The organism is Pseudarcicella hirudinis (assembly GCF_900115665.1).
Taxonomy (GTDB): Bacteria; Bacteroidota; Bacteroidia; order Cytophagales; family Spirosomataceae; genus Pseudarcicella; species Pseudarcicella hirudinis.
This window is the reverse complement of the sequence record NZ_FOXH01000006.1, coordinates 333,235-358,494: the sequence shown is the minus strand read 5'-3', so window position 1 is coordinate 358,494 and position 25,260 is coordinate 333,235. Positions and strand designations below refer to the sequence as shown.

The window sequence follows — 25,260 nt, the reverse complement described above, 5'->3', positions numbered from 1 at the left end:
AATAGATTTTCGACAAAACTAGAGAGTTTACAATTGAAAATTTAGTAAAAAACGGACATAATCATCGAAAGTTTTCTATCAACTTCTTTCCGGTAAATTTGACAACCTCCTTGTAGAAATGACTCATATCATAATAACCATAGTCATAAGGACTGAATAATTCTTTATTTTCCACATAACTTAACAATGCCTTTCTTGCCCGCAAAACTGAAAAGTAATTTTTAGGAGTTGTACCGATTACATTGGTAAAATATCTGTAAATGGTTTTGTTGGTAGCAAACATTTCTTTGGCAATTTCTCCGTTATTCAGTTCCATGTTGCTTCCGCTGTAGGTTTCGATAGCCTTTTGAACGATCCTGAAATAATATTCCCTGTTATTTTTCTTATTGAACAGACTCAGAAAGAAATCTTGTAACATGGTCATTCTCTCCTCAAAAGTATTTGCCTTTTTAACTTCCTGAATAAGCTGGCCGGGAAGAATGGCAGATAAGCTAACCACCTTATCGGTAAGTCTGGGCTGATTAATATCAAAAATGGCCTCAAGTCCTCCCGGAAAAAATTTTACTGTAAAAATATGGTCGGTTGGCAGGTTATGTCTTTCAGCGATAGTGTTTCTTAAAATCAGGACATCTTCCTGTGATTGAATAAAATACTGCTTTTCTCCCAGAAATAGCTGATAGGGAGACCCGAGATTTATCCAGAAAGTCGGCGTCCAGCTTGGGAAAAGTTTTACAGAAAAACATTTATTGGCAATATGCCGGCTCGTGGCCTCAAAAGAAGATTCAGAGAAAAATTCAATATAATCCTTCAGCTCTTCACAGGGAGCCTTATACTGGTATATCTTATGAATATTATCAAAAATCTCAACCATTTTTTATTGTTTATGCCCAGCCCCAACGTGTTAAAGAAAAAAGAGTACTTTCTTCTGAGTAATTGGGCTAATCCCGGAGTAAGATTATAATCATGATTAAAGATAATATATTTTTGGATTTCATGATTGATCAAACCTCCTGCTTAAATTTGAGATAGCAGACAACTTGAAATTGAAGATGTTTTTAGTTGTTAAATAAGCCCTTCTATTGATGCAGATCCTGTTTTGCTTAAAGTCTGATGATTTTGAGTTACAGCCCGGAATCCCCCTTCCAAAATCCTTCCCGGTTTCGAACAAACCGTCCCAATATCGGACATTTTTTAACAATACATTTTTGTATATACTATTGATTTTCAATGATTTGTGCATTGGCACATGAATTGAAAAAGGTATAGCAAAAGATATTAAAAATGGATAAGGAAATATCAGTAACTGAACTTCGTAAAAAGAGAAATAAAAACCGGATAATTATTGCCGGAATCATCCTGGCTCTTCTTGCCTTGCTTTGGTGGACAAAGGCATCGTTGTTTTCTTCAGTCAGCAGATCGGAGATCAGCATCGCTACCGCCGGAACCGGAACTGTTGAAAATACGCTGAATGCTTCCGGGGAAGTACAGCCTGAGTTTGAGCAAGTGATTACAAGCCCTATTAACGCTACCATTCAACAGGTTTTTCTGGATGCAGGGAGTATTGTAAAAGAAGGACAAAATATCCTTGAATTAGATAAAGAGGCTACACAACTGAATTTCGACAAACAAAATGATCAGCTTGAATTGAAACGAAATAATATTGTTAAGCTGAAACTCGAACTGGATAAAAGTTTCTACGACCTGAAAATCAGTGACTCGATAAAGGCTTTGAAAATTTCCAGTCTGAAAGCAGATATTGAAAATGCCAGGCGTCTTCAAAAAGCAGGTGGCGGTACCAGAGAAGCAGTCGAAACAGCTGAGATGAGTCTGCGGATTGCCGAACTGGAAAAACGGCAGCTGGAAAATGACATCAAAATCAAACAGCAAACAATGCGGACAGAATTGAAAGATTCAGAAATTTCTGCCCAGATTCAGGAAAAAGACCTGATGGAATTTAAAAATAAGCTCAAAAAAGCTGGAATCATCACCACCAGAAAAGGAGTACTTACTTATGTAAACAAAAACCTGGGTTCAAAAGTGGCTGAAGGAGAGGTTCTTGCCCGGCTAGCGGATTTGGGAAGTTTTAAAATTATAGGTACCGTTTCTGACACTTATGCTGACCAATTGAAAACAGGGATGGGAGTAATTGTGAGGATTAATGAAAACCTGCTCAGAGGGAATCTCACATCCATACAACCATCTGTTCAAAATAACGTATTGAGCTTTGATGTGGCTTTGGATACTAAAGCCAGCCATTTACTCCGGCCTAAACTGAAAGTGGAAGTCTTCCTGGTAACCGCTGCACATACCAATGTAGTACGTGTAGCCAACGGCCAGGCGTTCAGCGGAGCTTCTGTACAAGACCTGTTTGTATTGAACAAATCAGGAAAAGCAGAAAGAAGAACCGTGAAAATCGGTCTGTCTAATTTCGATTTTGTGGAAATAACCGAAGGTATAAAAGCCGGAGAAAATGTCATTATTTCTGACATGAGTAATTATAAAAACATCACAGAACTGGAGATAAAACCCTAGCCGTGAATTTATGAAACATATTCTTTACATAATCATTTTTCTGGCCGGGCTTCTGAATAGCAGAAGATTATACCCTCAGGGAACGGTCAGGCTGAGGTTACCGGAAGTAGTTGAGATGGCAAAGGATCAGTCGATCTCAGCGAGACAGGCCTCTACCACGAAAGAAACAAAGTATTGGGAATGGCTGACTTTCCTTTCAAATTACAAACCACAGTTAATTCTGAACGGAAACCTGCCGGCATTTACCAGCTCATTTACTCAGGTTGTGCAGCCGGACGGTACCGTACAGTTCCAACCGGTAAGGTATAATAATTCCTCTTTAACACTTTCTCTGAGCCAGTCGGTGATGCAAACCGGAGGACAGATTTATGCCACTACACAATTGCAGCGTTTTGATGATTTTGACCGGAAAAACACGCTTTACAACAGCACACCGATTGCTATCGGATATCAGCAGCCATTGTTTAAATTTAATGCTCTGAAATGGGACAGGAAAATAGAACCTTTGAAGTATGATGAAAGTCGTCAGACTTTTCTGGAATCCAGAGAGCAGATTGCGCAGAAATCAAATGAGTTCTTTTTTGCAATGCTTTTAGCACAGGTTAATTTGCAGATTGCTGAAACGAACTTAAATAATACGGAGACGATTCTGAAAATTGCGGAAGAAAAATTCTCTCTCGGAAAAAATACCAGAAATGAGATCCTGCAATTGCAGCTGGAATTGCTGAAATCACAAAAGTCTATTATGAAAGCCAAAAGAGATCTGGAAATTTCTACCCTGAATCTGAAGGCATATATTGGCTGGAAAAACGCTGATAAAATTGAGCTGATTGTTCCTGAGAGGATTTCTAAGCTGACGGTTTTACCCAAAAAAGCATTGGAAGAAGCCCTTGAAAACCGTTCTGATGCCATTGCTTTCCGCCGACAGCTGCTGGAAGCAGAAAGAGCTGTTGCCAAAGCAATCGGAGACAACGGACTGAATGCAACTTTAACAGCAACACTGGGTTTTTCAAATCGCGGAGCAACAATTCCTGAATTGTATAACCAGCCAAAGAGCCAGGAAACTGTTCAGTTAGAATTTGATATTCCGATTATAGACTGGGGGCGTTCTAAATCCAGAACAAAAACGGCAGAAGTTCAGAAAAAATTAACAGAATATTCTGTGGAACAAGCCAGACAGAATTTTAATCAGGAAATTTATACCCAGGTAACCTTATTTGAAATGCTTGGAGAACAGCTGAATCTAACAGCCCAGGCCGACAGTATTGCTTCCGAAAAATACCAGATTGCCAGGGAGCGTTATGTGCTGGGCAATCTCAGTATCACAGATCTGAGTATCTCTTTTCAGGAGAAGGACCAGGCCAAACGTGATAATATTAATGCTTTGCAGGATTACTGGGGGACTTATTACAAACTCAGGACGCTGACTTTGTACGATTTTGAAAACCAGAGAAAAATAGAACCATGATTAAAAATCCCTGATTTTTCCCGGGAGTAATAATTGATAAGTTATTCATCGTAAATACTTTACAGACTTTATTAAAAACACGTTTTTATGATACGTTTAAAGAATATTGAAAAAGTTTACCGCACCAGTACAATCGAAACACTGGCATTGAACAGTATTAGCCTGGAAGTGGCCAAAGGAGAGTTTCTGTCAATCATGGGACCTTCCGGCTGTGGGAAAAGTACTCTGCTGAATATCATGGGTTTACTGGATGAACCTTCCAAAGGTGATATCTCAGTGGGAGGGGAGTCTATCAGGGATTTTTCCGACAAGAAAATAGCCCGTTTCAGAAACCAAAAGCTTGGATTCATCTTTCAGAGTTATCATCTGATCAATGATTTGCCGGTGCTGGATAATGTTGAGTTGCCTTTACTGTATCGTAATGTCTCCGGGGACGAACGTACAAGACTGGCCACCGAAGCCCTGCAAAAAGTGGGATTGGGAAACAGAATGAAGCATTATCCTTCCCAGTTGTCCGGCGGACAAAAACAAAGGGTTGCAATTGCCCGTGCTATCGTCGGAAACCCCGAAATTATTCTGGCAGATGAGCCTACCGGAAATCTTGATAGCGCCATGGGAAACGAAATTATGGAGATTCTCATTAATCTGAACAAGCAGGAAGGCACTACCATTGTGATGGTTACGCATGATGAGAATATGGCAAAAAAGACAAGCAGATTAGTGCGTTTATTTGATGGTTCACAGGTACTCTAATCCTTTTACGAGATGTTTAAAAATTATCTGAAAATAACTTTCGCTGTTTTGAAAAGGAGGAAATTCTTCACTTTCATCAGCTTATTCGGAATCAGCTTTACCCTGATGATTTTAGTGGTACTGACAGCCTTTGTAAACCACCTCGTTTCTCCGGGTTATCCTGAAACAAAAAGGGACCGTTGTCTGTATATCGATAAATTTGAACAGATTGATACCCTTAAAAACAGCAGGAGATCGGGTCCGGTGAGTTTCCACTATATCAAAAATTATGTATCCCGTCTTACTTCTCCTGAAAGAATAGGCTTTTCATCATTTACCAATTCGGTGAATGCTTATGTAAAACAGACAAAAGTCAATTTGTTTTATAAATACACAGATGCAAATTTCTGGAAAATAGCAGATTTTGAATTTCTGGAAGGCAAACCATTTACTGAGCAGAACATTGCCAATAATGATTTTGTGATAGTAATCAATGATTTCACCCGGGATAAATATTTCGGAAAAGGGGTCAGTGTGGTTGGCAAAAACATTGAAATTGACAATGTAAATTATCGCATCATCGGTGTAGTACGGGGTTGCCCGATTACCAGAACGTATGTATCGTCCGATGTCTATATGCCGTATAACACCAGCAAAAAAGATTACATGAGAAAGGAACTGGCAGGTGAATATATTGTCTTATTATTAGCAAAAGATGCCGGAGATTTACCGGAAATAAAGGCTGAATATCAATCTCTTATTGCAAAATTACCTTTCCGGAATTATAGTGACAAATGGTTTAAGCCGAATAAAATTCACTCTACGGCTGATACTTTTATCGGTTCATTTCTCAGCCAGCTTACACACTCGGATGGCGACGCCAAAAAGCACTATGTTTACCTGATTCTGATCGGTTTTGCATTACTTTTCATGTCTTTGCCTGCCATCAATCTGATCAATGTAAACATCAGCCGGATTATGGAACGGGCTTCAGAAATCGGTATCCGCAAAGCCTTTGGCGCATCTTCCAGAACGCTGACATACCAGTTTGTAATCGAAAATGTAATTCTTACTCTGATTGGTGGAGTAATTGCCCTGCTGCTTTCTTTTGGCGTAATTTATTATATCAACAACAGCGGGATGATTCCTTATGCAGACCTGACAATCAATTGGAAAGTTTTTCTGACAGCGGTAATAATCAGTCTTTTATTTGGCTTGTTGTCAGGGGTTTATCCGGCCTGGAGAATGTCGAAACTACAGGTTGTCCAGGCTTTAAAGGGAGGGGAATAAAAAATTAGAAATATTTAAAGATTAATATCATGCTGAAACATCTTTTCAAACTTATCTGGAAGAAAAAGAAAAGCAATTTTTTAATGATGCTTGAAATCTTCGTCTCCTTTCTGATTCTTTTTGCAGTCTGGAGCCTGAGTGTTTACAACTACCGCAATTATGCTCAGCCTTCCGGGCTCGATTCTGAAAATGTATGGGCGGTATTCCTGAATTTTAATACTGATAAAGACAGTTTAAAAATCATTTACAAAGACCTGGTCAGACAAAAACTGAAATCTCATCCGGAGGTGGAAGCTTTTTCTTTCTCTTCTTCGAATCTGCCTTACAGTTTTAGTTCTATGAATAACGGTTTTACTTATAAAAAGAAGGATATTTCATCTCAGGTGATGGAAGTTGATCCCGATTATACCAAAGTACTAAAGCTTTCTCTAGCGGAAGGGCGATGGTTTACAGAGGCAGATAAAGCGGCCAAAATTAAACCTCTTATCATCACCAGACACTTAAAAGAGGCGTTATTTGGTAATGAAAATGCCCTGGGAAAAATCACAGGAGAGAAGGACGATCGAAAGCAAGTCATAGGAATTGTTGAGTGTTTTAAATACGGTAATGATTTTCAGAAACCTGAAAACTGTGCTTTTACCCCGTCAGGAGACTGGCAAACGGATTTATTAATCAGGGTAAAACCAGGAACTTCTATTGATTCTGAAGCGAAAATAGCCAAAGAAATCTCTCAGTTAGGGAAAGACTGGTCTTTGGAAATTCAGCATCTGGACAAAATGAAAGCCACTAAAAACCGTATCGTATGGGTTCCTATTCTTATTCTTTTAATTGTTTGTGGTTTCCTCATTTTTAATGTGGCTTTAGGACTTTTCGGAGTATTGTTTCAAACCATCAGTCATCGTAAACAGGAAATTGGCGTACGAAGAGCTATTGGCGCCACAAAAAGTCATATCTTGTGGCAATTTATTGGTGAAACACTGGTAATTGCTACTTTCGGGCTGACTTTGGGGATCTTTTTTGCCATGCAGTTTCCTTTACTGAATGTCTTTGATGTAGATAAATCAACCTATCTTCTCGGGATTTTATTCGCAGTTATCACAGTTTATCTGCTCGTTATTACCTGCGCTTTATTTCCAAGCAGACAAGCTTCCCAGATCTATCCGGCGGTAGCCTTGCATGAGGAATAACAGGTTTTGTAATTCAAAGTATTCAAGCGATTCACCAGGCTGTAAGATATATAATGAACTATAGCTTTGTGTTGTCTTTATTACTGTGAGATTACTTATTTAAATACAATTGTGAAAAATGGTTTTAATTATTGATGATGATATTGCTGTCAGGACTTCCTTATCTCTGCTTATGAAGAAAGAGGGATTTGATTCCGCTTCTGTTGGTACGAAAGAGGAAGCCCTGGCTTTTATACATCAGACTTTGCCTTCCCTGATTCTGTTGGATATGAATTTTTCCAACGAAACTTCAGGGCAGGATGGCTTACTGTTATTGGAGAAAATCAAAGGATTTAATGCCGGGATTCCGGTTATTTTAATTACGGGTTGGGCAACCATTGATCTGGCCGTAAGAGGTATGAAAATGGGGGCGAGTGATTTTATCAATAAACCCTGGCAGAATAGTCACCTTATTCAATCGGTGCGCACGATTCTGAATCTTTCTGAGAAAAAGAATCAATTGCTGACCCGAAAAAAGTTAGACAATAAATACGATTTCAGCCAGCTGATCGGAGAAGACATTGAATTTCTGAAAATTCTGGAAACAATCGGGCAGGTGGCACAAACCGATGCTTCTGTTCTGATTATGGGAGAAAGCGGTACAGGAAAAGAACTGATTGCAGAAGCTATTCACCAGAATAGTTTTAGAAACCGGAAACCTTTTGTGAAAGTTAACCTGGGCGGAATCTCAACCAGTTTATTTGAATCTGAAATGTTCGGGCACATACGCGGTGCGTTTACAGACGCCCGGTTTGACCGGACCGGCAGGTTTGAACTGGCTAATAAAGGAACCATTTTTCTGGATGAAATCGGAGACCTTGATTCAAGCAGTCAGGTGAAATTACTTAGGGTTCTGCAAGACAGAACTTACGAAGTGCTGGGAAGCAGTAAAACAAAATCGGTAGATGTCAGGGTTGTTTGTGCTACAAACCGGAACCTCGAAGAGATGGTACAACGCGGTACTTTCAGGGAAGATCTGCTTTATCGTATCAATCTGATTACCATATACCTACCTCCCTTACGGAAGCGTCCGGACGATATTCCTTTACTGGTTAATTTCTTTGTGAGTAATCTTCGTGAAATATACAACCGTCCTGCCTTACAGGTAAGCAAGGAAGCTATGAAATGGGTAAAACAATTACCTTTACCCGGGAATATCCGTCAGCTGAAAAACCTGGTTGAAAGAACGGTATTGGTCAGCCGGAATGACATACTCGAAGCAGACGATTTCAGGGCTCACTGGCAATCAGCCAGTCAGAAATCGGCCCCGAAAACTTCTTTACCAGATGTTGGTGCCATGACTTTAGAGGAACTGGAAGTGCAAATGATTAAAAAAGCCATGGATTTTCATAAAGGCAAGGTGGTAATTGTTGCCAAAGCACTTGGTCTGACCCGCAGTGCACTCTATCGAAGGTTAGAAAAATACAATATTCCGCATGATCAGGATCAGGACTAAATTTATACTGTTTGTCATAATTGTTCATTCCATCGTGATTGGGCTATCTTTTTATATTTTCAAGGATAATAAGCTGATTTTCATCTGCTCCGAAGTTTTTATCGTTCTTTCTCTGGTTATTTCCGCTCAGCTGTATAAAGAGGTTATTGCACCACTCAGGCTTCTTATTACCGGAGTAGATGCGATTCGTGAAAAGGATTTTAATGTAAAATTTTTAAATACCGGAACTTACGAAATGGATCAGCTTATAGAAGTGTATAACCAGATGATAGATCAGCTGCGGCTCGAAAGAACCAGGCAGGAACAACAGCATCATTTTCTGGAAAAACTGGTACAGACTTCTCCGACAGGGATTCTTATTCTGGATTTTGATGAGAATATCGCCAAACTTAACCCTAAAGTACTTGAAATGCTGAAAGCTCCTGAGGGAGATTTTATCGGAAAATCCATCCATACGCTGGATCATCCTGCTTTTCAGATTATTTCCTCTTTGAAAACCGGAGAATCCAGAACTTTTCTGCTTCATGGAAATCAAACCTATAAATGCCAGAAATCTCATTTTGTAGATCGTGGTTTTCCGCACTATTTTGTAATGATTGAGGAACTTACTGTAGAAATTCTCTCTGCCGAGAAAAAAGCTTACAGCAAAGTAATCAGAATGATGGCACACGAAGTAAATAATTCTATCGGGGCGGTCAATTCCATTCTGGATACTACAGTTGAGTTGCAGGAACATCGTGAAGATATCAGAGAGGCCCTTAAAATTGCCATTCAGCGTAATGACCATCTGAATCATTTTATGCGGAATTTTGCAGATGTTGTCAGGCTGCCGGAAGTTCGTCGGGAAAAAATTGAAATAAATGAGTTGTTAGGTAATGTCGTAAAGCTTATGCAATTCAAAGCCAGCAGGCAGGACATCCAATTTCGGTTTGATTTATCAGAAATGCCTGTTTTTATATTAGCCGATCCTAATCAGATAGAACAGGTTCTGATCAATATTATTAAGAATGCCATAGAATCTCTTGAATTAAATCCGGTCTCAGAAGAAAAAATTATCTTATTCAGTACTTCCGCCAGGCTAAAGCAAATCTGTATTGAGGATAATGGCCCTGGAATCCCTGCTGAAATAGAAGAACAGCTTTTTTCACCCTTTTTTACCTCCAAAAAGAATGGACAGGGAATCGGCCTTACCCTGATCAGGGAAATTCTCATCAAACATGGCTTTACTTATTCCCTGAAAACTATTGCTGAGAAAAGAACTGTTTTCCGGATTAATTTCTAAAAAGGATTATACATCCTGGCAAACAGAGAGGAGAGGAAGTTCTTTGCTACCGCTTCAGATAAGGCCAGTTATTTTTGAAACCTATTTTAATAAATTCAAATTTAGATTTCCCTTCATCTTCTGCATCATAAAAATGAATACTTACAATTTTTCGGTTCTTTTCACGAAGCAGTCCTACATGGCCGGGACCAATATATTTGCCTTCTGTTCTCAGCAAAACTGTTCCGCCACCGGCATTGAGGTCTTTTCCGCTTTTGTCGAGAAACGGTCCTGTCGGGTTTTCTGAGCGGCCAGCCACGATGTAATAAGTACTGTTTACGCCTTTGCAGCAAAGACCATTATTCACAAACAGGTAATAGTATCTGCCTTCCTGAATCATGCAGGAAGCCTCCCAGTCCGATTCACGTCCACCTGCTACCTTTTGAATTACCTGCCGGCTTTTTATTTTGCCGGAAACTGAATCCAGTTCAACAGCTCCGATTCCTCCGAAAAATGAGCCATATGTCAGGTAGATTTTTCCCTGAGTATCTTTTAAAAGCCCCGGATCAATAGCATTCATATCTTTCCGTTCTCCGGAAGAAACGACCATTCCCTCATCAGTCCATTTATAATCAGGGCTTTCCGGATTCAGAGAAGGATTTGTGGCCAGACCGATTACTGATTGGGAAGAACCAAAAGTGGAACAGGAATAATAGAGGTAATATTTTTTATTCATGAAAATACAATCCGGAGCCCAGAAATGTCCTTTAAATCCCGGAACATATTCTTTAATCCACGAAGGGAAAGAATCTTTAGCGAAAACGGTCTGTTTTGCGGTCTTCCAGACATTTAAGTCGGAAGAAACGTCGATTTTGATGCCTTGTCCTGTAGAAAAAATCCAATAATTTTTGCCATCATGCTGAATGGTGGAAGGATCATGGGCATAAGTATCACCCTGTTGTGCAAATAATGGTTTTTCCTGACAAAAAAAGAAAAGAAGAATCCCGGAAATCAGCCATAATCTTTGCAGTTGCGTTTTCATAGAAAATAAGAGCATTAACCCTTCCGAAGTTTTAACATTCGGAAGGGAAATCAGAAACATTAAATGTGAGGAAGTTTTATAAGGTCTTAATTCTCAAAACTGTAAATGAGCCCGGCGCTACAGTCAGAGCAAATTTGTTTTTACCTGATAAAGCAATGGCCGATTCCTTCGGGCTAAGCTGAACAGGATTGTTAAGAGAGTTTACAACCTCAGGATCATTGCTTTGCATCGTCCAGACTTTTCCGGTCTTTTCAGTCTTTTTGACACCTTCCAGATTGATTTCACGGGAAATATCCTGTTTTGAGGTATTGACAAATTTAAGAATTACCTCATTCGTATTTTTATCTAAGCTTGCAGAAGCAAACAAACCATCCTGTCCGGTCAGGGCCTGATTATTCTGTGTCATCGACAACACATGCGTTCCTTTATTGAGGGAGTAAAGTTTCTGCACATAATAATTTGGTGTACCATAAATTCTAAGGTTATCAACCCAAATCATATCCGGAGTCCATTGCCATCCATCCACATGTGCGAATAACGGTGCATAGGAAGCCATATTCACGACCTGGGCATTTCTTTCCAGACCAGTCATGAAAGCTGCTTCGGCGATTGCACATTTCCAGTTGTTTTTATTGTCAACACTTACGGTTTTATCACTCTGAGCGGCATATTCTCCGGCAAAAACCTTAGAACCATTTCTGTCATAGCTGTCATATCGGGCAGCATTTTGCAGGAACCAATCAGCCTGACGATAATAATGCTCATCAATAATATCAGCTTTCATGCTTCTGAGTTCATTGTTCAGATAATCAAATCTTTCTCCGTTCGGGTCTGTTCCGGAGCTGTTTACCAATTTGATTTCAGGATATTTAGCTTTGATGGCTTTTGTAAAGATTTTAACTCTTTCCAGATACTGAGGTCCCCAGTTTTCATTGCCAACGCCAAGGAATTTTAACCTGAACGGAGCTGGATGCCCCATTCCGGCCCGCACTTTGCCCCAGGTTGTTGAAACATCTCCATTGGCAAATTCAATTAAATCAAGCGCATCCTGTACATATGGCTCAAGCTGATCTAAAGGAGCAATCTCGGCCGAATTGAACTGACAGGCCATTCCACAGTTCAGAATAGGAAGAGCTTCAGCCCCAATATCTTCAGCCAATTGAAAGTACTCAAAGAAGCCTAATCCGAAAGACTGAAAATAATCCGGAGCAGGTCTGTGTGAGAACTCAAAGTTCCAGCGGTTGATAATCAGCTGGCGGTCTTCCAGAGCGCCAAGTGTCTTTTTCCACTGGTATCTTTGAGAAAGGTCAAAGCCTTCTACAATACAGCCGCCCGGAAAACGGATAAAGCCCGGTTTCATATCGGCCAGCATCTGAACCATGTCTGCACGCATTCCACCCGGTCTTTTTTTCCAGGTATCTTCAGGAAAAAGAGAAATAATGTCGAGATCAATCTCTCCGTTTCCTTCAAACCAGATATTCAGTTTTCCTTTGGATTCTGTAGCATTTGCGGTGAAACTGACGGCTTGCTTTTCCCAGGTATTTCCGTTTTTTTGTGGAATCAGGGTAGTTCCTCCTATGTTTTCTCCTTTGGCATTTATTAATTCTACATGAAGTTTTACCGATCCGCTGGTTTGTCTGTACATGACCGAGAAGTCATAACGCAAACCATTTTTAATTCCCATTCCTCTGAAACCTTCATTGGTAATACCCAAATCTCCTCTGACAGTATTTTCGGCTTTTACAGAAAGAAACCTTGGATTACTGACATTTTTCTCTTGTCTGTTCTGAACGGTAACAGTGCCTTCTTTAAACTTTTTCTGCTGAATTTTCCAACCCATTAATGGTTTGAAAAATTCGAAAGAACGGTTTTTAACCAATTCTGCATATAAACCTCCATCTGCTCCCAGGTTAATGTCCTCAAAAAATACACCCCACATAGTTGGCTGTATTTCTGAAACAGGTTGAGCTGTTTTTACCACAATGGAAGGATTTTGTGCTTCCGAACTGAGCGGAGCCCAAAGGGTGGAGAGCAAAACAGCTGAAAGAGTTACTTTTCTGATATTCATTGATATTGAGATTTATTGTTACTTTCTTTATTTTTCATGGTTTCAGAAGCTATTTAACCTTCTTTACTCCTTCTGATGTCATAATGACACGTTTCAGGCTGCCATCTGGATTATAGTTGAGATAATCTATACAAACTGATCTGTGAAAGCTTCCGGCATCGGCTGCTAAAGCTCCATTATGATAGATACATTATCTGAAACGGCTACGCCAATGGCTTTCCCGGCAATACTCCCATGTTCTACTGCAACATGCCAAAAGTACTTATTATTTTTCTTAATTACCTGAGATGCCCGGCCGGAATCTTTTGCTGATTAAATGAGTCTGTATTTTGTTAAAAGAACGATGATTTATTTCTTTTTACCCCAGACAGCAATACCTGTTTTCGTTAAACCTGTAAAAATCAGGCCGGAGGTTTTATTTTCCCAATCTCTTCCTCTTTCAACATATACCGAAGCAGATTTACCGTCTGCCCATGTCAATTCCAGCCAGGGAGCAGCATATGACCATTTATTGGCCGCATTATTGTCAAAACTTCCGTTGGCATCTATTTTCATAGGAACAGACACCTGAAAATCCGGAGAAGTCTGCTCTTTGTCATACCCGGGAACAACTCTGTAATTCAGGGTAATCTGTTCCCAATTCCCTGATAAATCGGCCTGACTTACCGCAGTCGGCTCAACACCATCGTATCGTTCCGGTGAGGCAATTGGCCAGCCATCTTTTGTCCAGTATAATTTCCGGACATGCAGAATCATAAAATATTTATCATTCCCAGGTCGTCCCTGATGAGCAATGTAAAACTGTCCGTTATTCTCGAAAACGGCACAATGAGAAGTCCCCTGCCAGCCACTGTGACCCTGAAACTGATAAGGTGCAATCAACATCGGAGCATGATCGGTATCAGTATTGAGGTCTTTCCCCTCAAAATCATAGAAAGGTCCTTCCGGCGAATCAGCTCTTCCTACTCTGACATTATATTTGGTTTCCAGCCAGTCGTAAGCGATAAAGAGATAGTATTTTTTCTGAGCCTTGTTGTAAATAATTTCAGGCCCTTCAATATTTCCGTTATAGACCCCGTTTGTAAAACCACGATTGGCAATTCTCCTGCCTTTATCTCCGCTTTTAAGAGCCAGACCAGTTGCCGGATCAAGCTGCAACATATAAATACCATCCCAGGCTGAGCCATAATAAAGCCAGTGTTTTCCACTCGGATCAATCAGAACGCTGGGGTCAATGGCATTTGTTTGTCTGGTATTATCATCTTTGGAAACCACTGCCAGACCTTGCTCTTTCCATGGACCGAGCGGGGAAGAAGAACTTGCCATTCCTATTACACTCAATCGGGCTTTGGCGGAAGAAAGGGAATAATATAACCTGAACTCATTACCTGCTTTTATTACATACGGAGCCCAAAGTGAATTGAAAGGTGTGCCGCCACTTTGTTTGATAAAATCACTTCCTTTGGCCGGAAGGCCATCAAATGCCCAGCCATAGAAAGTCCATTCTACCAAATCTTTAGAAGTTCTGATCTGGATCCCGGACCTGATATCAGTGCCATAGGCAGCGTCTGTACTGTAACTGTAATAAGTATCTCCTTCCTTAATAATAGAAGGGTCATGAACATTGTAAGGTCCCCAGCGAAGATAGTTTGAGGCTGAGGCAACCTCTGCATAATTGTCTTTGATAGTGTTAATATCAAAGGTTGTAGGGGTAGGTGTCGAGGGATTTCCGGTACCCGGATTCGTTCCGGGATCCACTTTAGACTCTTTACAGGCAGAGAGGAATCCCAGCCATAAAATTGCTATAAAGATATGTTGTACCTGTTTTTTGAAATATTGCATAAAATTCAGTGTATCTGGAAAGGTGGCTGATGAGGAAAATGTTTAAACACTCATCCGTAAGCGATTAAACTCCGGATGAGTGTTATGTGCAATTAGTAGCTTTGATTTTGTTTTACTCCCGGATTGGTGTTGATTTCAGCAATAGGAATCGGGAAGAATTCGCGTCCTTTCTGATAGGTATTAAATTCAGGATCTCTTTGCTTCAACTCAGCGAGTTTTGCCGGATCCGATAACCAGCCCCATCTTTTGATGTCATCAAAACGATGTCCTTCAAAACTGAATTCAAGCAGACGTTCATGAGCAAGCTGATCCCGCATCTGAGCGGCCGTCATGTTTGGTCTGACCGCAGCAAGGTCCGGAAGATTTACCCGGCTTCTCACCTTTTGGATGTACTGATAAGCCTGAGCTGTCTGCCCTGTTTCGTTAAGACATTCGGCATACATCATCAGAACATCTGCATAACGCATGATTCTTTCATTAATCCCTGATCTCCAGTCGAATTCATCAGAGCGTCCGGAATCATCGTTTTCGTATTTTCTGACAAACAGATCATTCAGATCGGCAGGATTGTTTTTATAATTTTCCGAGAAAAGTTTCCCGTATAACTTCAATCCCGGTTTGTTATAAAACATCGTAGCAACCAGGCGGGGATCATCATCTCCTGAAATGGTTTTTTCCAGTAAAAATTCGTTGAAAGAAGAACGGGTTGGCTGAACGTCTGTCCATCCGAATCCACGCGGGGCATAAGTAATAGCTCTTGCTGAAACTACTCCCCAGCCCGGTTGTGGTTCCCCTCCCCAGTTCAGGTCTTTACCTCCTGCATCTCTGGAAAACTGAACCTCGAACAGAGACTCCTTATTATTCTCATTTTTCTCTGTGAAGTTATCACGATATTCTGCTACCAGATCATAGATTCCTAAGTCCATGACTGCTTTAAACTGACTGGCAGCTTCCGGATATTTTTTAGTAAAAAGGTAGGCCTTTCCCAGGAAAGCAAGAGCAGCGCCTTTGGTAGCACGTCCTTTCTGCCCTTTATCAGGTCCGGTAACATTGTCATAACTAACCGGAAGCAATTCTGAAGCCTTTTTTAAGTCATTGATTACCTGAGCCCAACCCTCTGCTTCTGTAGATTGTTTTACATAAAAATCTTTGGTAGATTTTACAGAAGTAGTAGGTAAAATAACATTTCCGAACATGTTAACAAGGTGATAGAAGTACAAGCCTCTCAAAAAATAAGCCTGACCTAACACCCTCTTTTTTACCTCTTCATCCATTTTGATTCCCGGAACAAAGTCCAGAACCTGATTGGCTTTGGAAACTCCTTCATAATAGGCGCCGAAAGCCCAGCCATAGATATCACTATTTCCGGCATTCAGGGCAAATTTGCCGGAATTGTACATCTGGTCCCAGGGGCTGTTACTTCTCACATCATCTCCGCGCGTGTCGAGCAGGAGAGGTGTACTGCGCATATAACCTCCGTCGATAGTCAGGGTCTGATACGTTGCATTTATTCCTTTAATGGCATCTTCCTGATTTTGCCAGAAAGTGGCAGAAGTCTGCTGATTAGGATTAAGTTGCTGAAGATCTTTCTCACAGGCTCCTGTAAGCAAAGCTGTAGCCAAAAGTGCTATTGTATATTTTTTATGTAATGTCTTCATCATGATAATACGAAATTGAATGTTAAAATCCTACCTGCAAACCAAGCATAACAGTTCTCGGGTTCGGATATGAACCGTAGTCAAAACCTCTGCTGAAAAGTCCATCACTTGAAAAATCCGGGTCATATCCTCTGTAACCTGTAATAAGGAAAAGATTCTGCCCTGAAACATAGACTCTTACTTTGTTTACGCCTTTTAGTTTTCTTAATAATTCCTGAGGAACCGTGTAACCGATCTGTGCATTTTGCATTCTCAGATAAGCCCCGTTTTCAACAAATCTGTCGGAATCTCTGGCATTGGCATTGGGATCTCCGATGACAGGTCTCGGAACATTCGTATTGGTATTGGCAGGAGTCCAGTAATTCAGGGCATCTACATGGTGATTTGAATACTGCTCACCCATCAGGTTACGATAAACGCCATTGAAAACTTTGTTTCCGGCTTGCCCCTGAATGAAAAATGATAAATCGAAATTTCTGTAGGAAGCTCCGAAATTTGCTCCATAATAGAAATCAGGAATGGCATTTCCCAGATAAACACGGTCGTCGGCATTGACCTTCCCATCACCGTTTACATCCTTGAATTTGAGATCGCCGGGAGCGGCATTGATTTGGATAGCATGATTTTTAATGTCATCAGCATTCTGGAATATGCCTTCAGTCAGGTAACCATAAAGTTCACCGACAGAGTGTCCGACTTCGGTTTTACTGGCAGCTCCGTAGATAGGTTCATTATTCCCGCCCAAAGACAAAACTTTGTTGCTGAGCGTATGGGCATTTGCCGAAATTTCGTACTTAAAATCGCCTTCTTTATGTCTGTAGCCTGCGGTAAACTCTACCCCGGAGTTGCTGACAGAAGCAGCATTGGTAACAACCGATGCATTGGTAGAACCTACCGAAGTCGGAATAGGTACTGAAGCCAGCATATCATAGGCCCTGTTATCAAAATATTCAACCGTAAAGGAAAGTTTGTCTTTCAGTAAACCAAAATCCAGGGCCACATTGGTAGTTCTTTTCGACTCCCATCTGATTGAAGGATCAACTACCTGTGTGCGGGTAGCGCCGGGAGCCAATGCTCCGTCAAAGACGTAGTTCCCGTTGGTATTGATGTATGTATCATACTTGTACGGATCTATCGCCTGATTCCCCAATTCTCCATATCCGCCTCTCAGTTTCATGGAATTGATAAATTCAGGCAACTGAAGATCATTATGAATATTCCAAGCGGCCGCTAAAGACATAAAGTTACCGAATCGGTTGTCCGGGCTGAATTTAGAAGAGCCGTCACGACGGAAGTTAAAAGTCAGCAGGTATCTGTCTGCAAAATTGTAATTCACCCGGCCTAAATATGATTGTAATACAGAGGTTGAAATGTATTCACTTACACTCCGGCCTCCGGAAGATTCCAGTCCTGAGCTCAGTGAAAGGAAATACGGTTCGGTCAGGCCAAGAGCCGTACCTCTTGTCCAGCCAAAATTGTCTTTCTGGTGAGTAATCCCCGCCAGAAAGTCCACTCTGTGACGACCGATTTCTTTGGCATAAGAAAGTGTATTTTCAACCAGGAAAGTGTTTGAAGCACCACGTGTAACAGACAAGAAAGCGAGTGGTGTAAGATAGTAAAACCCTAAATCATATTTTGGTTCGAAGAAAAAGTCTTTCCAGTCTGTACGGTCATAGCTCACACTCAGTTTATATTTGAAATCTTTTGCTAATTCAAGTTCTCCCCAGAAGTTCCCCAAAAGCCTGTTTCTGTCTCCATAACTTTGCAGAAGACTGTTCATGCCGATAACATTCAGAGTAATAGCTCTTTGTGTATTGTTATCACTTCCTCCAAAACCTCCCAGGCGATTCGGATCATAGACCGGCATGGTTGGTATAGCCGTCAGTAAACTGGTTACACTTCCTCCGAAAACAGCATGTTCTCTGGTATTGGCATTATTGATTTTATGCGATTGTGTATAGGCGAATTTGGCACCGAAAGAGAAAATACCCTTTTTCCCGGTAAGGTTTCCGTTAAAGGTATAGCGGGTATAATTCTGAGGACCGGAATAAGTGCTGCTCTGGTCGAAATAACCTAAAGAAGCATTGGCTTTTATTATATCATTTCCACCTGAAAAACTTAGGTTATGGTCTTGAATGATACCGGTTTTAAAACCCTCTTTCTGCCAGTTTGTATTGACATTACTGATAAAGGACGGGCTGGAAGGGTTATTCCCCGGTGCGACAGGCAAGCCGGCATTTACTTCAGCAGCACTTGTAATATTCTGATAGCCGATTCTATCTGTTACAGGAATCGTTTTGGCAATATTCTGTACACCTGCATAACCGCTGTAATCAATTTTCAATGGCCCTGCCTTACCTTTTTTAGTAGTAATAATGACCACTCCGCCGGCAGCTCTGGAGCCATAGATTGCTCCGGCTGAAGCATCCTTTAAAACCTGTACACTTTCAATATCATCAGGGGCAAAATCGTAAGGAGCATCTACCGGAACCCCGTCAATTACAAACAAAGGATCTGTTTTTGTAAATGAGGAAATTCCCCTGATTTTAATGCTTACAAACCCTCCGGGTTCTCCGGAACCATGTACTGTCACCCCGGCAACCTGTCCCTGAAGCATTTTAGCTACATCATAGGTAGCTGTTTTCCGGGCATCATCCATTTTTACAATACCTACTGAACCTGTCAGGTCTTTGACTTTCTGGGTACCATAACCTACTACAACCACTTCTTCCAGCGCCTTCACATCTGAAACCAGTGTGATATTCAGTACTTTTTTCCCCTGAACCAATACTTCTTTCGTCTGATATCCGACAGAACTGATTACCAGAACTGTTTGTCCGTCAGGAATTTCTATGCTAAATTCTCCTGCAGCATTAGAAACAGTTCCTTTGTTTGTTCCTTTTACCAGGATATTAGCTCCGGGAAGTCCGTTCCCGTCATCACTTGTAATTTTACCGGTAATGGTATAGGCTGCCGTTTTTGAATTATAAATTCTTTCTGAGATGAAATTTCCCGTTTTCAAGCCTTCAGAACTTCTGCTTTCGGCTTTTGCCTGACCGAACAATACTATATTCAGTGCCAGAAGCATACCTGCTGACCTGCCTTTAGGGCTACGAACTATGGTACATATTGTTTTTTTCATAAATTTGTTTGAAAATAAATATTGAAGAATAATTATTTTTTCATCTATAACCAGACGCCAATCCATTATAGATGAGCTTTCAGGGAGTCCGTTTTCATGACTGACTCCTTTTTTTAGCTTGAGTTAAGAAAATGGTTTTGTCGCATTTTAATTAGTTTGAAATAATTACCTGATTCTTATCTATTCTGAATTTAAAATCTGAGGTATAAGCAATGCCGTTTAAAACCTCTGTGAGTGTTGCATGTTCAAACTCTCCGCTGTAATGCCCTTTTAATTCCGTATGATTTTGCACTTTTATCCTCACGCCATACATTTCTTCCAGCTTATTGAAAACCACATCAAATCCGGCTTTTCTGAATAATAAAATCCCATCTTTCCAGCCTGTGATTTCCTTCGGTTCAAAATCCTTCTGCTCAATACTGCCTTTTGCCACATTCATGATGCCTATCTCGTTCGGATGCAAATCCAGAGAAGTATGACTTATTTTTACCCGGACTTTCCCGGAAACCAGTGCTACACTCTGCTGATTCTCATGACTATAGGCTCTTACATTGAAACGGGTACCTAAAACATTTGTCTGAAACTTATCAGTTGTTACAACAAAGGGCTTTTCAGGATTCTTTGTCACCTCAAAAAAGCCTTCCCCGCTGAGTATCGTTTTTCTGATATCCTGCTCAAAAACTTCCGGAAAGCTTAAGCGGCTGTTAGCATTCAGAATCACTTTAGACTGGTCAGGAAGGGTAATCATTTTTCGTTCGCCATTACCTGTTACCACTTCTTTCCATTCCGGATCAGCTACCCTGGAATAATGTTGATTCGCATAGAAAAATCCGGAAATAACCAGAACTCCTGCGGCAGCCCACCACCATCTTTTGAAAGGAATCTCTATACCGGAGTATTTCCTTTCCTCATCTTTTTCCTGATTTTCCTTTATATTCCAAAGTATTGTTTCTGCCTCCTTCTGATCGAGGTCATATCTGTTAAGATAACCGAACTGCTCAATCACATTCCTGGCCGTTAATGCTTCTTCTTTCTCTTCCGGAAACTGTTCAAACCAGTTTTCCCAGAAAATATTCAGTGCTGCATCAGGTTTTTTTACCCAGTTTCTAAATGATTCATTGGCAAGGAAGTATTTTATTTTTTCAAGTTTTTTTTGCATAATTCATCGCTTTCAAATTCATAAAGATCAAAAAGCACAAAATGACCATAGAGAAAATCAGATTTTTTTTATGATTTTTTAAATAATCGGATGAGTGTGCGGGAAATGAGGGCCTGAAAGGGTAGGGGGATTGAGGTTAGTGCCTGATCCTGAGTTTTTTAGATTAGCAAATGCATTCCGAAAGATTCCGGATTATTTTATCTCATATGTTAAACCACATAAACTCTTTGGAATCTATCAGTTATCTTGCGATAAAATCTTCTGACAAACTTTCCCATTCATGAAAAAAAATCTATTACTATTTGTCCTTCTTACCTTGTGTCAGTCTGCCTGGTCTCAAATCAAATATCTTGAGCGATCTGAAGACGGAAAACAATTAAATCTTACCATTGAAGGCGCTTCCTTTCTGGCGAAGCTCCCATTGCATTGTATCGGAACAGAGTATCCGAATAAGCCGAATCATACCATAGAAACAGCGGAAGAAGTAAATCTTTCTCCCAAACAATTACATCCGGCTTTTTACGGTTGCCTGGACTGGCATTCTTCAGTACATGGGCACTGGATGCTTGTGCAATTGTTAAAGAAATTCAAGGATCTTCCTGAACAGCAGGAAATCAAGGCCATATTAGACCAGAGTTTCAGTGAGCAGAATATCAATGCAGAAGCTGATTATTTCATGAAATATAAACTGGCAAAGGGCTTTGAAAGAACATACGGATGGGCCTGGCTTTTAAAACTCGATGAAGAACTTTATACCTGGAATGATCCACAGGCAAAAATCTGGCTGGCACATCTGGCACCACTTACCAAAATGATTGTACAACGCTGGAAAGAATATCTGCCAAAGCAGACTTATCCGAACAGAACAGGAATCCATCAGAATACAGCCTTCGGAATGGTGTTTGCACTGGATTGGGCAAGAACAACCGGAGAAAAGGAATTTGAAAAATTACTCGTGCAAAGAAGTAAAGATTATTATCTGAAAAACACCAATACTCCCGCTATTCTTGAGCCGGATGGTACAGATTTTCTTTCCCCAAGTCTGGAAATTTCTGATCTTATGAGAAGAATTTTGCCTCAGAATCAGTTTGTTAAATGGTTTAATGCATTTCTGACACCTGCGGGTTTGAAAAATGTCATGCAAGCTCCGGTGGTGAGCGACCGGGCCGATTATAATATTGTACACCTCGACGGACTTTCTTTAAGCAGGGCCTGGTGCATGAAAGGAATCGCTGAAAGTTTACCCAAATCAGACAAACGACGTGAACTTCTCAAAAAAACCGCTTCGGCATTTATTAACCAGACGCTTCCTCAGGTAACGAATGGAAATTACGGAGGAGAACACTGGCTGGGATCTTTCGCTGTTTATGCCTTGAGTGTAAAATAATTCATAAAAAACGTCGCCTTCACAGATGGCGACGTTTTTGCGACTAAATTCCATTTCAAATATTATCAAGTGTAATTGATAAAGCTGTTCGTCTTCTTTGTATTCCGCAGAAAGACATAATAGTTGGTTTGAATCAATCCGGTTGGATAGATTTATTACTCAGTAATTCCGGTTTTCAGGACACTTTCATTTTCAATTTCCCCATCTCCGGTGAAGTTCCCCTGAAATTTTCGTTCAAAGAAACTCAAATCTTATTAAAAAGACAAATATTTATTTTTTTTAAACGAACAAAACAACACCATGAGTGTAGTTTTTAGGTGTTTAAAGCGAAAATGAAAAATCTCAAATCAGGTTTACATTTCTATCGGAAGACTTTTGCCTTCAGCGAGCATTTTTGCCATTTTATCTGCCTTTTCTTTATCCTCCGGGGTTTGCGCTTCTGCTGCAGCCAGTTTTATATATTTCCCGGCTGATTTTAAATCACCATTTACGGAATACGCTTTGGCAAGACCCGTTAAGGCCTGAAATTCCTTAGGATTTTTAGTGGCATTAAACCTGAAAACATCCAGTGCTTCAGCCGTTTTTTTCTGAGCTAATAACCTTTGTCCAAATTGATTTACCTCTGCAAATGTTCCTTTGGCCAATGCCTCTTTCATCGTACTTTCAGATTCAGGAGTTCTTCCCAGTTTTTTCAATAAATTAGCCTTGGTACGAAGTGTGGTAAAATTGGCCTGGCCAATATAGTTTTCAGTTATAGCGCTTTCTGCCCAGCTCAATCCTTCTTCCAGATTGGTATTGTTCTGCAAACAATAATTGGCAGCTTCAACGAAAGCAAACCAGGAAAATCCTTTTTCTCCCTGCAATTCCCTTCTCAAAGAGGCAATGACAGTTTCTTTAACATTTACAGTAATTTTGAAAGGTATTTTCCAGTGCTCCCATAACAGGGCAACTACCGCAGAGCTATCCGTTTGTTCTGAAAAATCAAATGACAGCCTTTCAACCATAGGCTGATTTTTCAGTTGTTTTACGTTAACGCGCAAAACATCTTCTTTGGGTGTATAAAAGAAACTCCCCCAGGCTTCCGAATTTTTAGAAAAAATCAAGGTAATATCATTTTCCTGAACAGCCATGAAAAGACCGTATTTCCCGGCGGGCAAAGTTTTACCTTCAACTGTGACATCTGTTGAGAAGGAAATGGTAGTACATTCATTCGCTCCGGCACGCCAGGGTGCTTCCTTCGAAGTACCAAAATCCAGATACTTATATCCGTAATGTACAAGCTGCCCCCAGATTTTACCTTCACGGCCTTTCACGGCCGGCCGGCTATAGCTGATTGCTACGTCTGTGATACCAATGCGTTCGCCAATGAGTGCTTTTTTGTTTCCTCCGTCCGGCGGAAATGTCAGTTGTGCCCGGAGCCCTGAAGCACAGATTAAAATAATTGAGATTGTGTTAAAGATTTTTTTCATGTTGATTGATGTTTACGGTATTTTATCTGAAAGATCAGATATTTTTCATACAAATAAACTATCCGGGCATTTGAAATACATAAAAAAATACCTGAGTAATACCGAATGGCGGTTGAATGATTTTAAACTGCTTTGAATGGTATATCCTGCAATTCCCGGAGCCATAAGAAATTACAACTGAGCAGGTTAAAATATTATAACAATGGTTTCCGATTATTCTGTAACCATAAACAAAGTGTAGCAAATGACCGGGAAATTGTCATAACATTAAAGCTTTCCTCTCAGAATTTATCGTCAAATCTCTTACCCAGGGGGCAGAAATATATTCTCAATGTCAGACAGTATAAACAGACGCTTCTTTGTCTGCTGGGAATTGTTTCAGGAATAATTAATAAATTGTATAATTGCATAAGAACCATTAGCCCTAACATTTACGCGATATGTTTGTAATCCTGTTAATCGCCTGCGCAGTAGTAATCGTCCTTCAGCAGAAAGTATTTGGCAGACTGCCTTTCGGAAATAAATTGGGAAAAATCAGAAAATCAGCCAATTATAAAAACGGTCAGTTTCAGAATCTTGCCGAAACCAAAATGATGGTGGAAGGAGTATCTTATTTTACCCTGATTAAATCAATCCTGAACAAACCTCCGAATTTAGAACCTCAATTTACCTTGCCTTCTGTTAAAACTTCTTTAACAGATATTCAGATTGCGGAGCCTGTCATCATCTGGTTTGGGCATTCCTCTTATCTGATCCGGATTTTGGAGAAAAACATTCTGGTTGATCCGATTTTTAGTGAAAGAACTTCTCCATTCCAATTCATAGGGGCAAAGAATTATAAAGGAACAGATGTTTTTAAAGCAGAGGATTTTCCCGAAATAGATGTATTGATTTTAACACATGATCATTACGATCACCTTGATTATAAAGGACTTGTGAGTCTGAGACCAAAAATCAAAAAAATCTATACAACACTGGGAGTCGGCTCTCATCTTGAAAACTGGAGATTTCCTTCTGAAATGATACAGGAATATGACTGGTGGGAAAGTCATGAGATCTTGTCTGGGTTTGAATTGACATCCGTTCCTTCAAGGCATTTTTCCGGCAGACTTTTTTCGAGAAACAAAACACTTTGGTCGGCTTTTATCCTGAAAGCGGGTGGGTATAATATCTTTATTGGAAGTGACTCAGGTTATGGTCCTCATTTTAAGGAAATCGGCAGGAAATTTGGCCCTTTTGACATCGCCCTGCTTGAAAACGGGCAATACAATTGGATGTGGCCAAATATTCATATGATGCCGGAAGAAACCGTTCAGGCAGCTATCGACCTGGATACCAAAGTTTTAATGCCTGTGCATTGGGGAAAATTCACACTTTCTGTACATCCCTGGGATGAGCCGATCAAAAGATTAAGCCTGAGAGCCAAAGAGTTAAACGTAAAAATTACAACACCCATGATTGGGGAGCCTGTAATACTGGGAATAAGTTATCCGGAAAAAAGATGGTGGGAAACTGAATGAAAAAGAGG

At 40.4% G+C, this 25,260-nt stretch carries 17 protein-coding genes; 9 read left to right on the top strand and 8 right to left on the bottom strand.

What is annotated here, in order from left to right; genetic code table 11:
* Positions 1-61: 61 nt before the first annotated feature.
* Entirely contained in the window at positions 62-871 is an 810-nt protein-coding gene (locus BM179_RS13205; RefSeq protein ID WP_092017545.1) for an AraC family transcriptional regulator, read from the bottom strand.
* A gap of 410 nt (positions 872-1,281) precedes the next feature.
* Here BM179_RS13205 and BM179_RS13200 point away from each other — a divergent pair, with 410 nt between their 5' ends.
* The 7 genes from BM179_RS13200 (at position 1,282) to BM179_RS13170 (ending at position 9,986) form a co-directional block, all read left to right on the top strand.
* Positions 1,282-2,532: an efflux RND transporter periplasmic adaptor subunit gene (locus BM179_RS13200; RefSeq protein ID WP_092017543.1), complete on the top strand. Its 1,251-nt coding sequence runs from the start codon at positions 1,282-1,284 to the stop codon at positions 2,530-2,532.
* A gap of 10 nt (positions 2,533-2,542) precedes the next feature.
* Positions 2,543-4,000, top strand: coding sequence for a TolC family protein (locus tag BM179_RS13195; protein WP_092017541.1), 1,458 nt, complete (start codon positions 2,543-2,545; stop codon positions 3,998-4,000).
* Positions 4,001-4,087: 87 nt separating this feature from the next.
* A complete protein-coding gene (locus tag BM179_RS13190; protein WP_092017539.1) occupies positions 4,088-4,753 on the top strand; it encodes an ABC transporter ATP-binding protein in 666 nt (221 codons plus the stop codon).
* A 12-nt stretch (positions 4,754-4,765) separates the two neighbouring features.
* A complete protein-coding gene (locus BM179_RS13185; protein WP_092017537.1) occupies positions 4,766-6,022 on the top strand; it encodes an ABC transporter permease in 1,257 nt (418 codons plus the stop codon).
* Positions 6,023-6,051: 29 nt separating this feature from the next.
* Positions 6,052-7,209 (top strand): ABC transporter permease, encoded by a 1,158-nt coding sequence (locus tag BM179_RS13180; RefSeq protein WP_092017535.1) that lies wholly within the window; start codon positions 6,052-6,054, stop codon positions 7,207-7,209.
* A gap of 118 nt (positions 7,210-7,327) precedes the next feature.
* Positions 7,328-8,704, top strand: coding sequence for a sigma-54-dependent transcriptional regulator (locus BM179_RS13175; RefSeq protein ID WP_092017533.1), 1,377 nt, complete (start codon positions 7,328-7,330; stop codon positions 8,702-8,704).
* A 34-nt stretch (positions 8,705-8,738) separates the two neighbouring features.
* Positions 8,739-9,986 carry a sensor histidine kinase gene (locus tag BM179_RS13170; protein ID WP_229632949.1) on the top strand — a complete coding sequence of 416 codons (1,248 nt, stop codon included), beginning with the start codon at positions 8,739-8,741 and terminating at the stop codon, positions 9,984-9,986.
* Between the two features lie 46 nt (positions 9,987-10,032).
* On the opposite strand, the gene BM179_RS13165 is transcribed toward BM179_RS13170, so the two are convergent.
* The 6 genes from BM179_RS13165 to BM179_RS13140 all read right to left on the bottom strand — a co-directional run bounded on the left by BM179_RS13165 (position 10,033) and on the right by BM179_RS13140 (position 20,876).
* The gene (locus BM179_RS13165; RefSeq protein ID WP_092017618.1) at positions 10,033-11,007 is read right to left on the bottom strand and encodes an arabinan endo-1,5-alpha-L-arabinosidase; all 975 of its coding nucleotides are present in this window, start codon (positions 11,005-11,007) and stop codon (positions 10,033-10,035) included.
* A 76-nt stretch (positions 11,008-11,083) separates the two neighbouring features.
* Positions 11,084-13,075: an alpha-L-arabinofuranosidase family protein gene (locus BM179_RS13160; RefSeq protein ID WP_092017532.1), complete on the bottom strand. Its 1,992-nt coding sequence runs from the start codon at positions 13,073-13,075 to the stop codon at positions 11,084-11,086.
* 348 nt (positions 13,076-13,423) lie between these two features.
* A complete protein-coding gene (locus BM179_RS13155) occupies positions 13,424-14,917 on the bottom strand; it encodes an arabinan endo-1,5-alpha-L-arabinosidase (protein WP_092017530.1) in 1,494 nt (497 codons plus the stop codon).
* 92 nt (positions 14,918-15,009) lie between these two features.
* Complete coding sequence (locus BM179_RS13150; RefSeq protein ID WP_092017528.1) at positions 15,010-16,578, bottom strand: RagB/SusD family nutrient uptake outer membrane protein; 1,569 nt, start codon at positions 16,576-16,578, stop codon at positions 15,010-15,012.
* A 19-nt stretch (positions 16,579-16,597) separates the two neighbouring features.
* Entirely contained in the window at positions 16,598-19,717 is a 3,120-nt protein-coding gene (locus BM179_RS13145) for a SusC/RagA family TonB-linked outer membrane protein (protein ID WP_177219396.1), read from the bottom strand.
* A gap of 151 nt (positions 19,718-19,868) precedes the next feature.
* On the bottom strand, positions 19,869-20,876 hold the full coding sequence (locus BM179_RS13140) for a FecR family protein (protein ID WP_092017524.1): 1,008 nt from the start codon (positions 20,874-20,876) through the stop codon (positions 19,869-19,871).
* Between the two features lie 280 nt (positions 20,877-21,156).
* Between BM179_RS13140 and BM179_RS13135 the strand changes: the two genes are divergently transcribed.
* Positions 21,157-22,263 carry a DUF2891 domain-containing protein gene (locus BM179_RS13135; RefSeq protein ID WP_092017522.1) on the top strand — a complete coding sequence of 369 codons (1,107 nt, stop codon included), beginning with the start codon at positions 21,157-21,159 and terminating at the stop codon, positions 22,261-22,263.
* A gap of 353 nt (positions 22,264-22,616) precedes the next feature.
* Here BM179_RS13135 and BM179_RS13130 read toward each other — a convergent pair whose 3' ends face one another.
* Positions 22,617-23,732 carry a DUF2911 domain-containing protein gene (locus BM179_RS13130; protein ID WP_092017520.1) on the bottom strand — a complete coding sequence of 372 codons (1,116 nt, stop codon included), beginning with the start codon at positions 23,730-23,732 and terminating at the stop codon, positions 22,617-22,619.
* A gap of 440 nt (positions 23,733-24,172) precedes the next feature.
* Between BM179_RS13130 and BM179_RS13125 the strand changes: the two genes are divergently transcribed.
* On the top strand, positions 24,173-25,252 hold the full coding sequence (locus BM179_RS13125) for an MBL fold metallo-hydrolase (RefSeq protein ID WP_092017518.1): 1,080 nt from the start codon (positions 24,173-24,175) through the stop codon (positions 25,250-25,252).
* Positions 25,253-25,260 lie beyond the last annotated feature (8 nt).

Bases quoted from the DNA above. Each gene is read 5' to 3' on its own strand.
- BM179_RS13155 (WP_092017530.1), bottom strand. From the start codon at position 14,917: ATGCAATATTTCAAAAAACAGGTACAACATATCTTTATAGCAATTTTA.
- BM179_RS13130 (WP_092017520.1), bottom strand. From the start codon at position 23,732: ATGAAAAAAATCTTTAACACAATCTCAATTATTTTAATCTGTGCTTCA.
- BM179_RS13160 (WP_092017532.1), bottom strand. From the start codon at position 13,075: ATGAATATCAGAAAAGTAACTCTTTCAGCTGTTTTGCTCTCCACCCTT.
- BM179_RS13185 (WP_092017537.1), top strand. From the start codon at position 4,766: ATGTTTAAAAATTATCTGAAAATAACTTTCGCTGTTTTGAAAAGGAGG.
- BM179_RS13190 (WP_092017539.1), top strand. From the start codon at position 4,088: ATGATACGTTTAAAGAATATTGAAAAAGTTTACCGCACCAGTACAATC.
- BM179_RS13125 (WP_092017518.1), top strand. From the start codon at position 24,173: ATGTTTGTAATCCTGTTAATCGCCTGCGCAGTAGTAATCGTCCTTCAG.
- BM179_RS13135 (WP_092017522.1), top strand. From the start codon at position 21,157: ATGAAAAAAAATCTATTACTATTTGTCCTTCTTACCTTGTGTCAGTCT.
- BM179_RS13165 (WP_092017618.1), bottom strand. From the start codon at position 11,007: ATGAAAACGCAACTGCAAAGATTATGGCTGATTTCCGGGATTCTTCTT.
- BM179_RS13200 (WP_092017543.1), top strand. From the start codon at position 1,282: ATGGATAAGGAAATATCAGTAACTGAACTTCGTAAAAAGAGAAATAAA.
- BM179_RS13145 (WP_177219396.1), bottom strand. From the start codon at position 19,717: ATGAAAAAAACAATATGTACCATAGTTCGTAGCCCTAAAGGCAGGTCA.
- BM179_RS13205 (WP_092017545.1), bottom strand. From the start codon at position 871: ATGGTTGAGATTTTTGATAATATTCATAAGATATACCAGTATAAGGCT.
- BM179_RS13175 (WP_092017533.1), top strand. From the start codon at position 7,328: ATGGTTTTAATTATTGATGATGATATTGCTGTCAGGACTTCCTTATCT.
- BM179_RS13150 (WP_092017528.1), bottom strand. From the start codon at position 16,578: ATGATGAAGACATTACATAAAAAATATACAATAGCACTTTTGGCTACA.
- BM179_RS13180 (WP_092017535.1), top strand. From the start codon at position 6,052: ATGCTGAAACATCTTTTCAAACTTATCTGGAAGAAAAAGAAAAGCAAT.
- BM179_RS13195 (WP_092017541.1), top strand. From the start codon at position 2,543: ATGAAACATATTCTTTACATAATCATTTTTCTGGCCGGGCTTCTGAAT.
- BM179_RS13140 (WP_092017524.1), bottom strand. From the start codon at position 20,876: ATGCAAAAAAAACTTGAAAAAATAAAATACTTCCTTGCCAATGAATCA.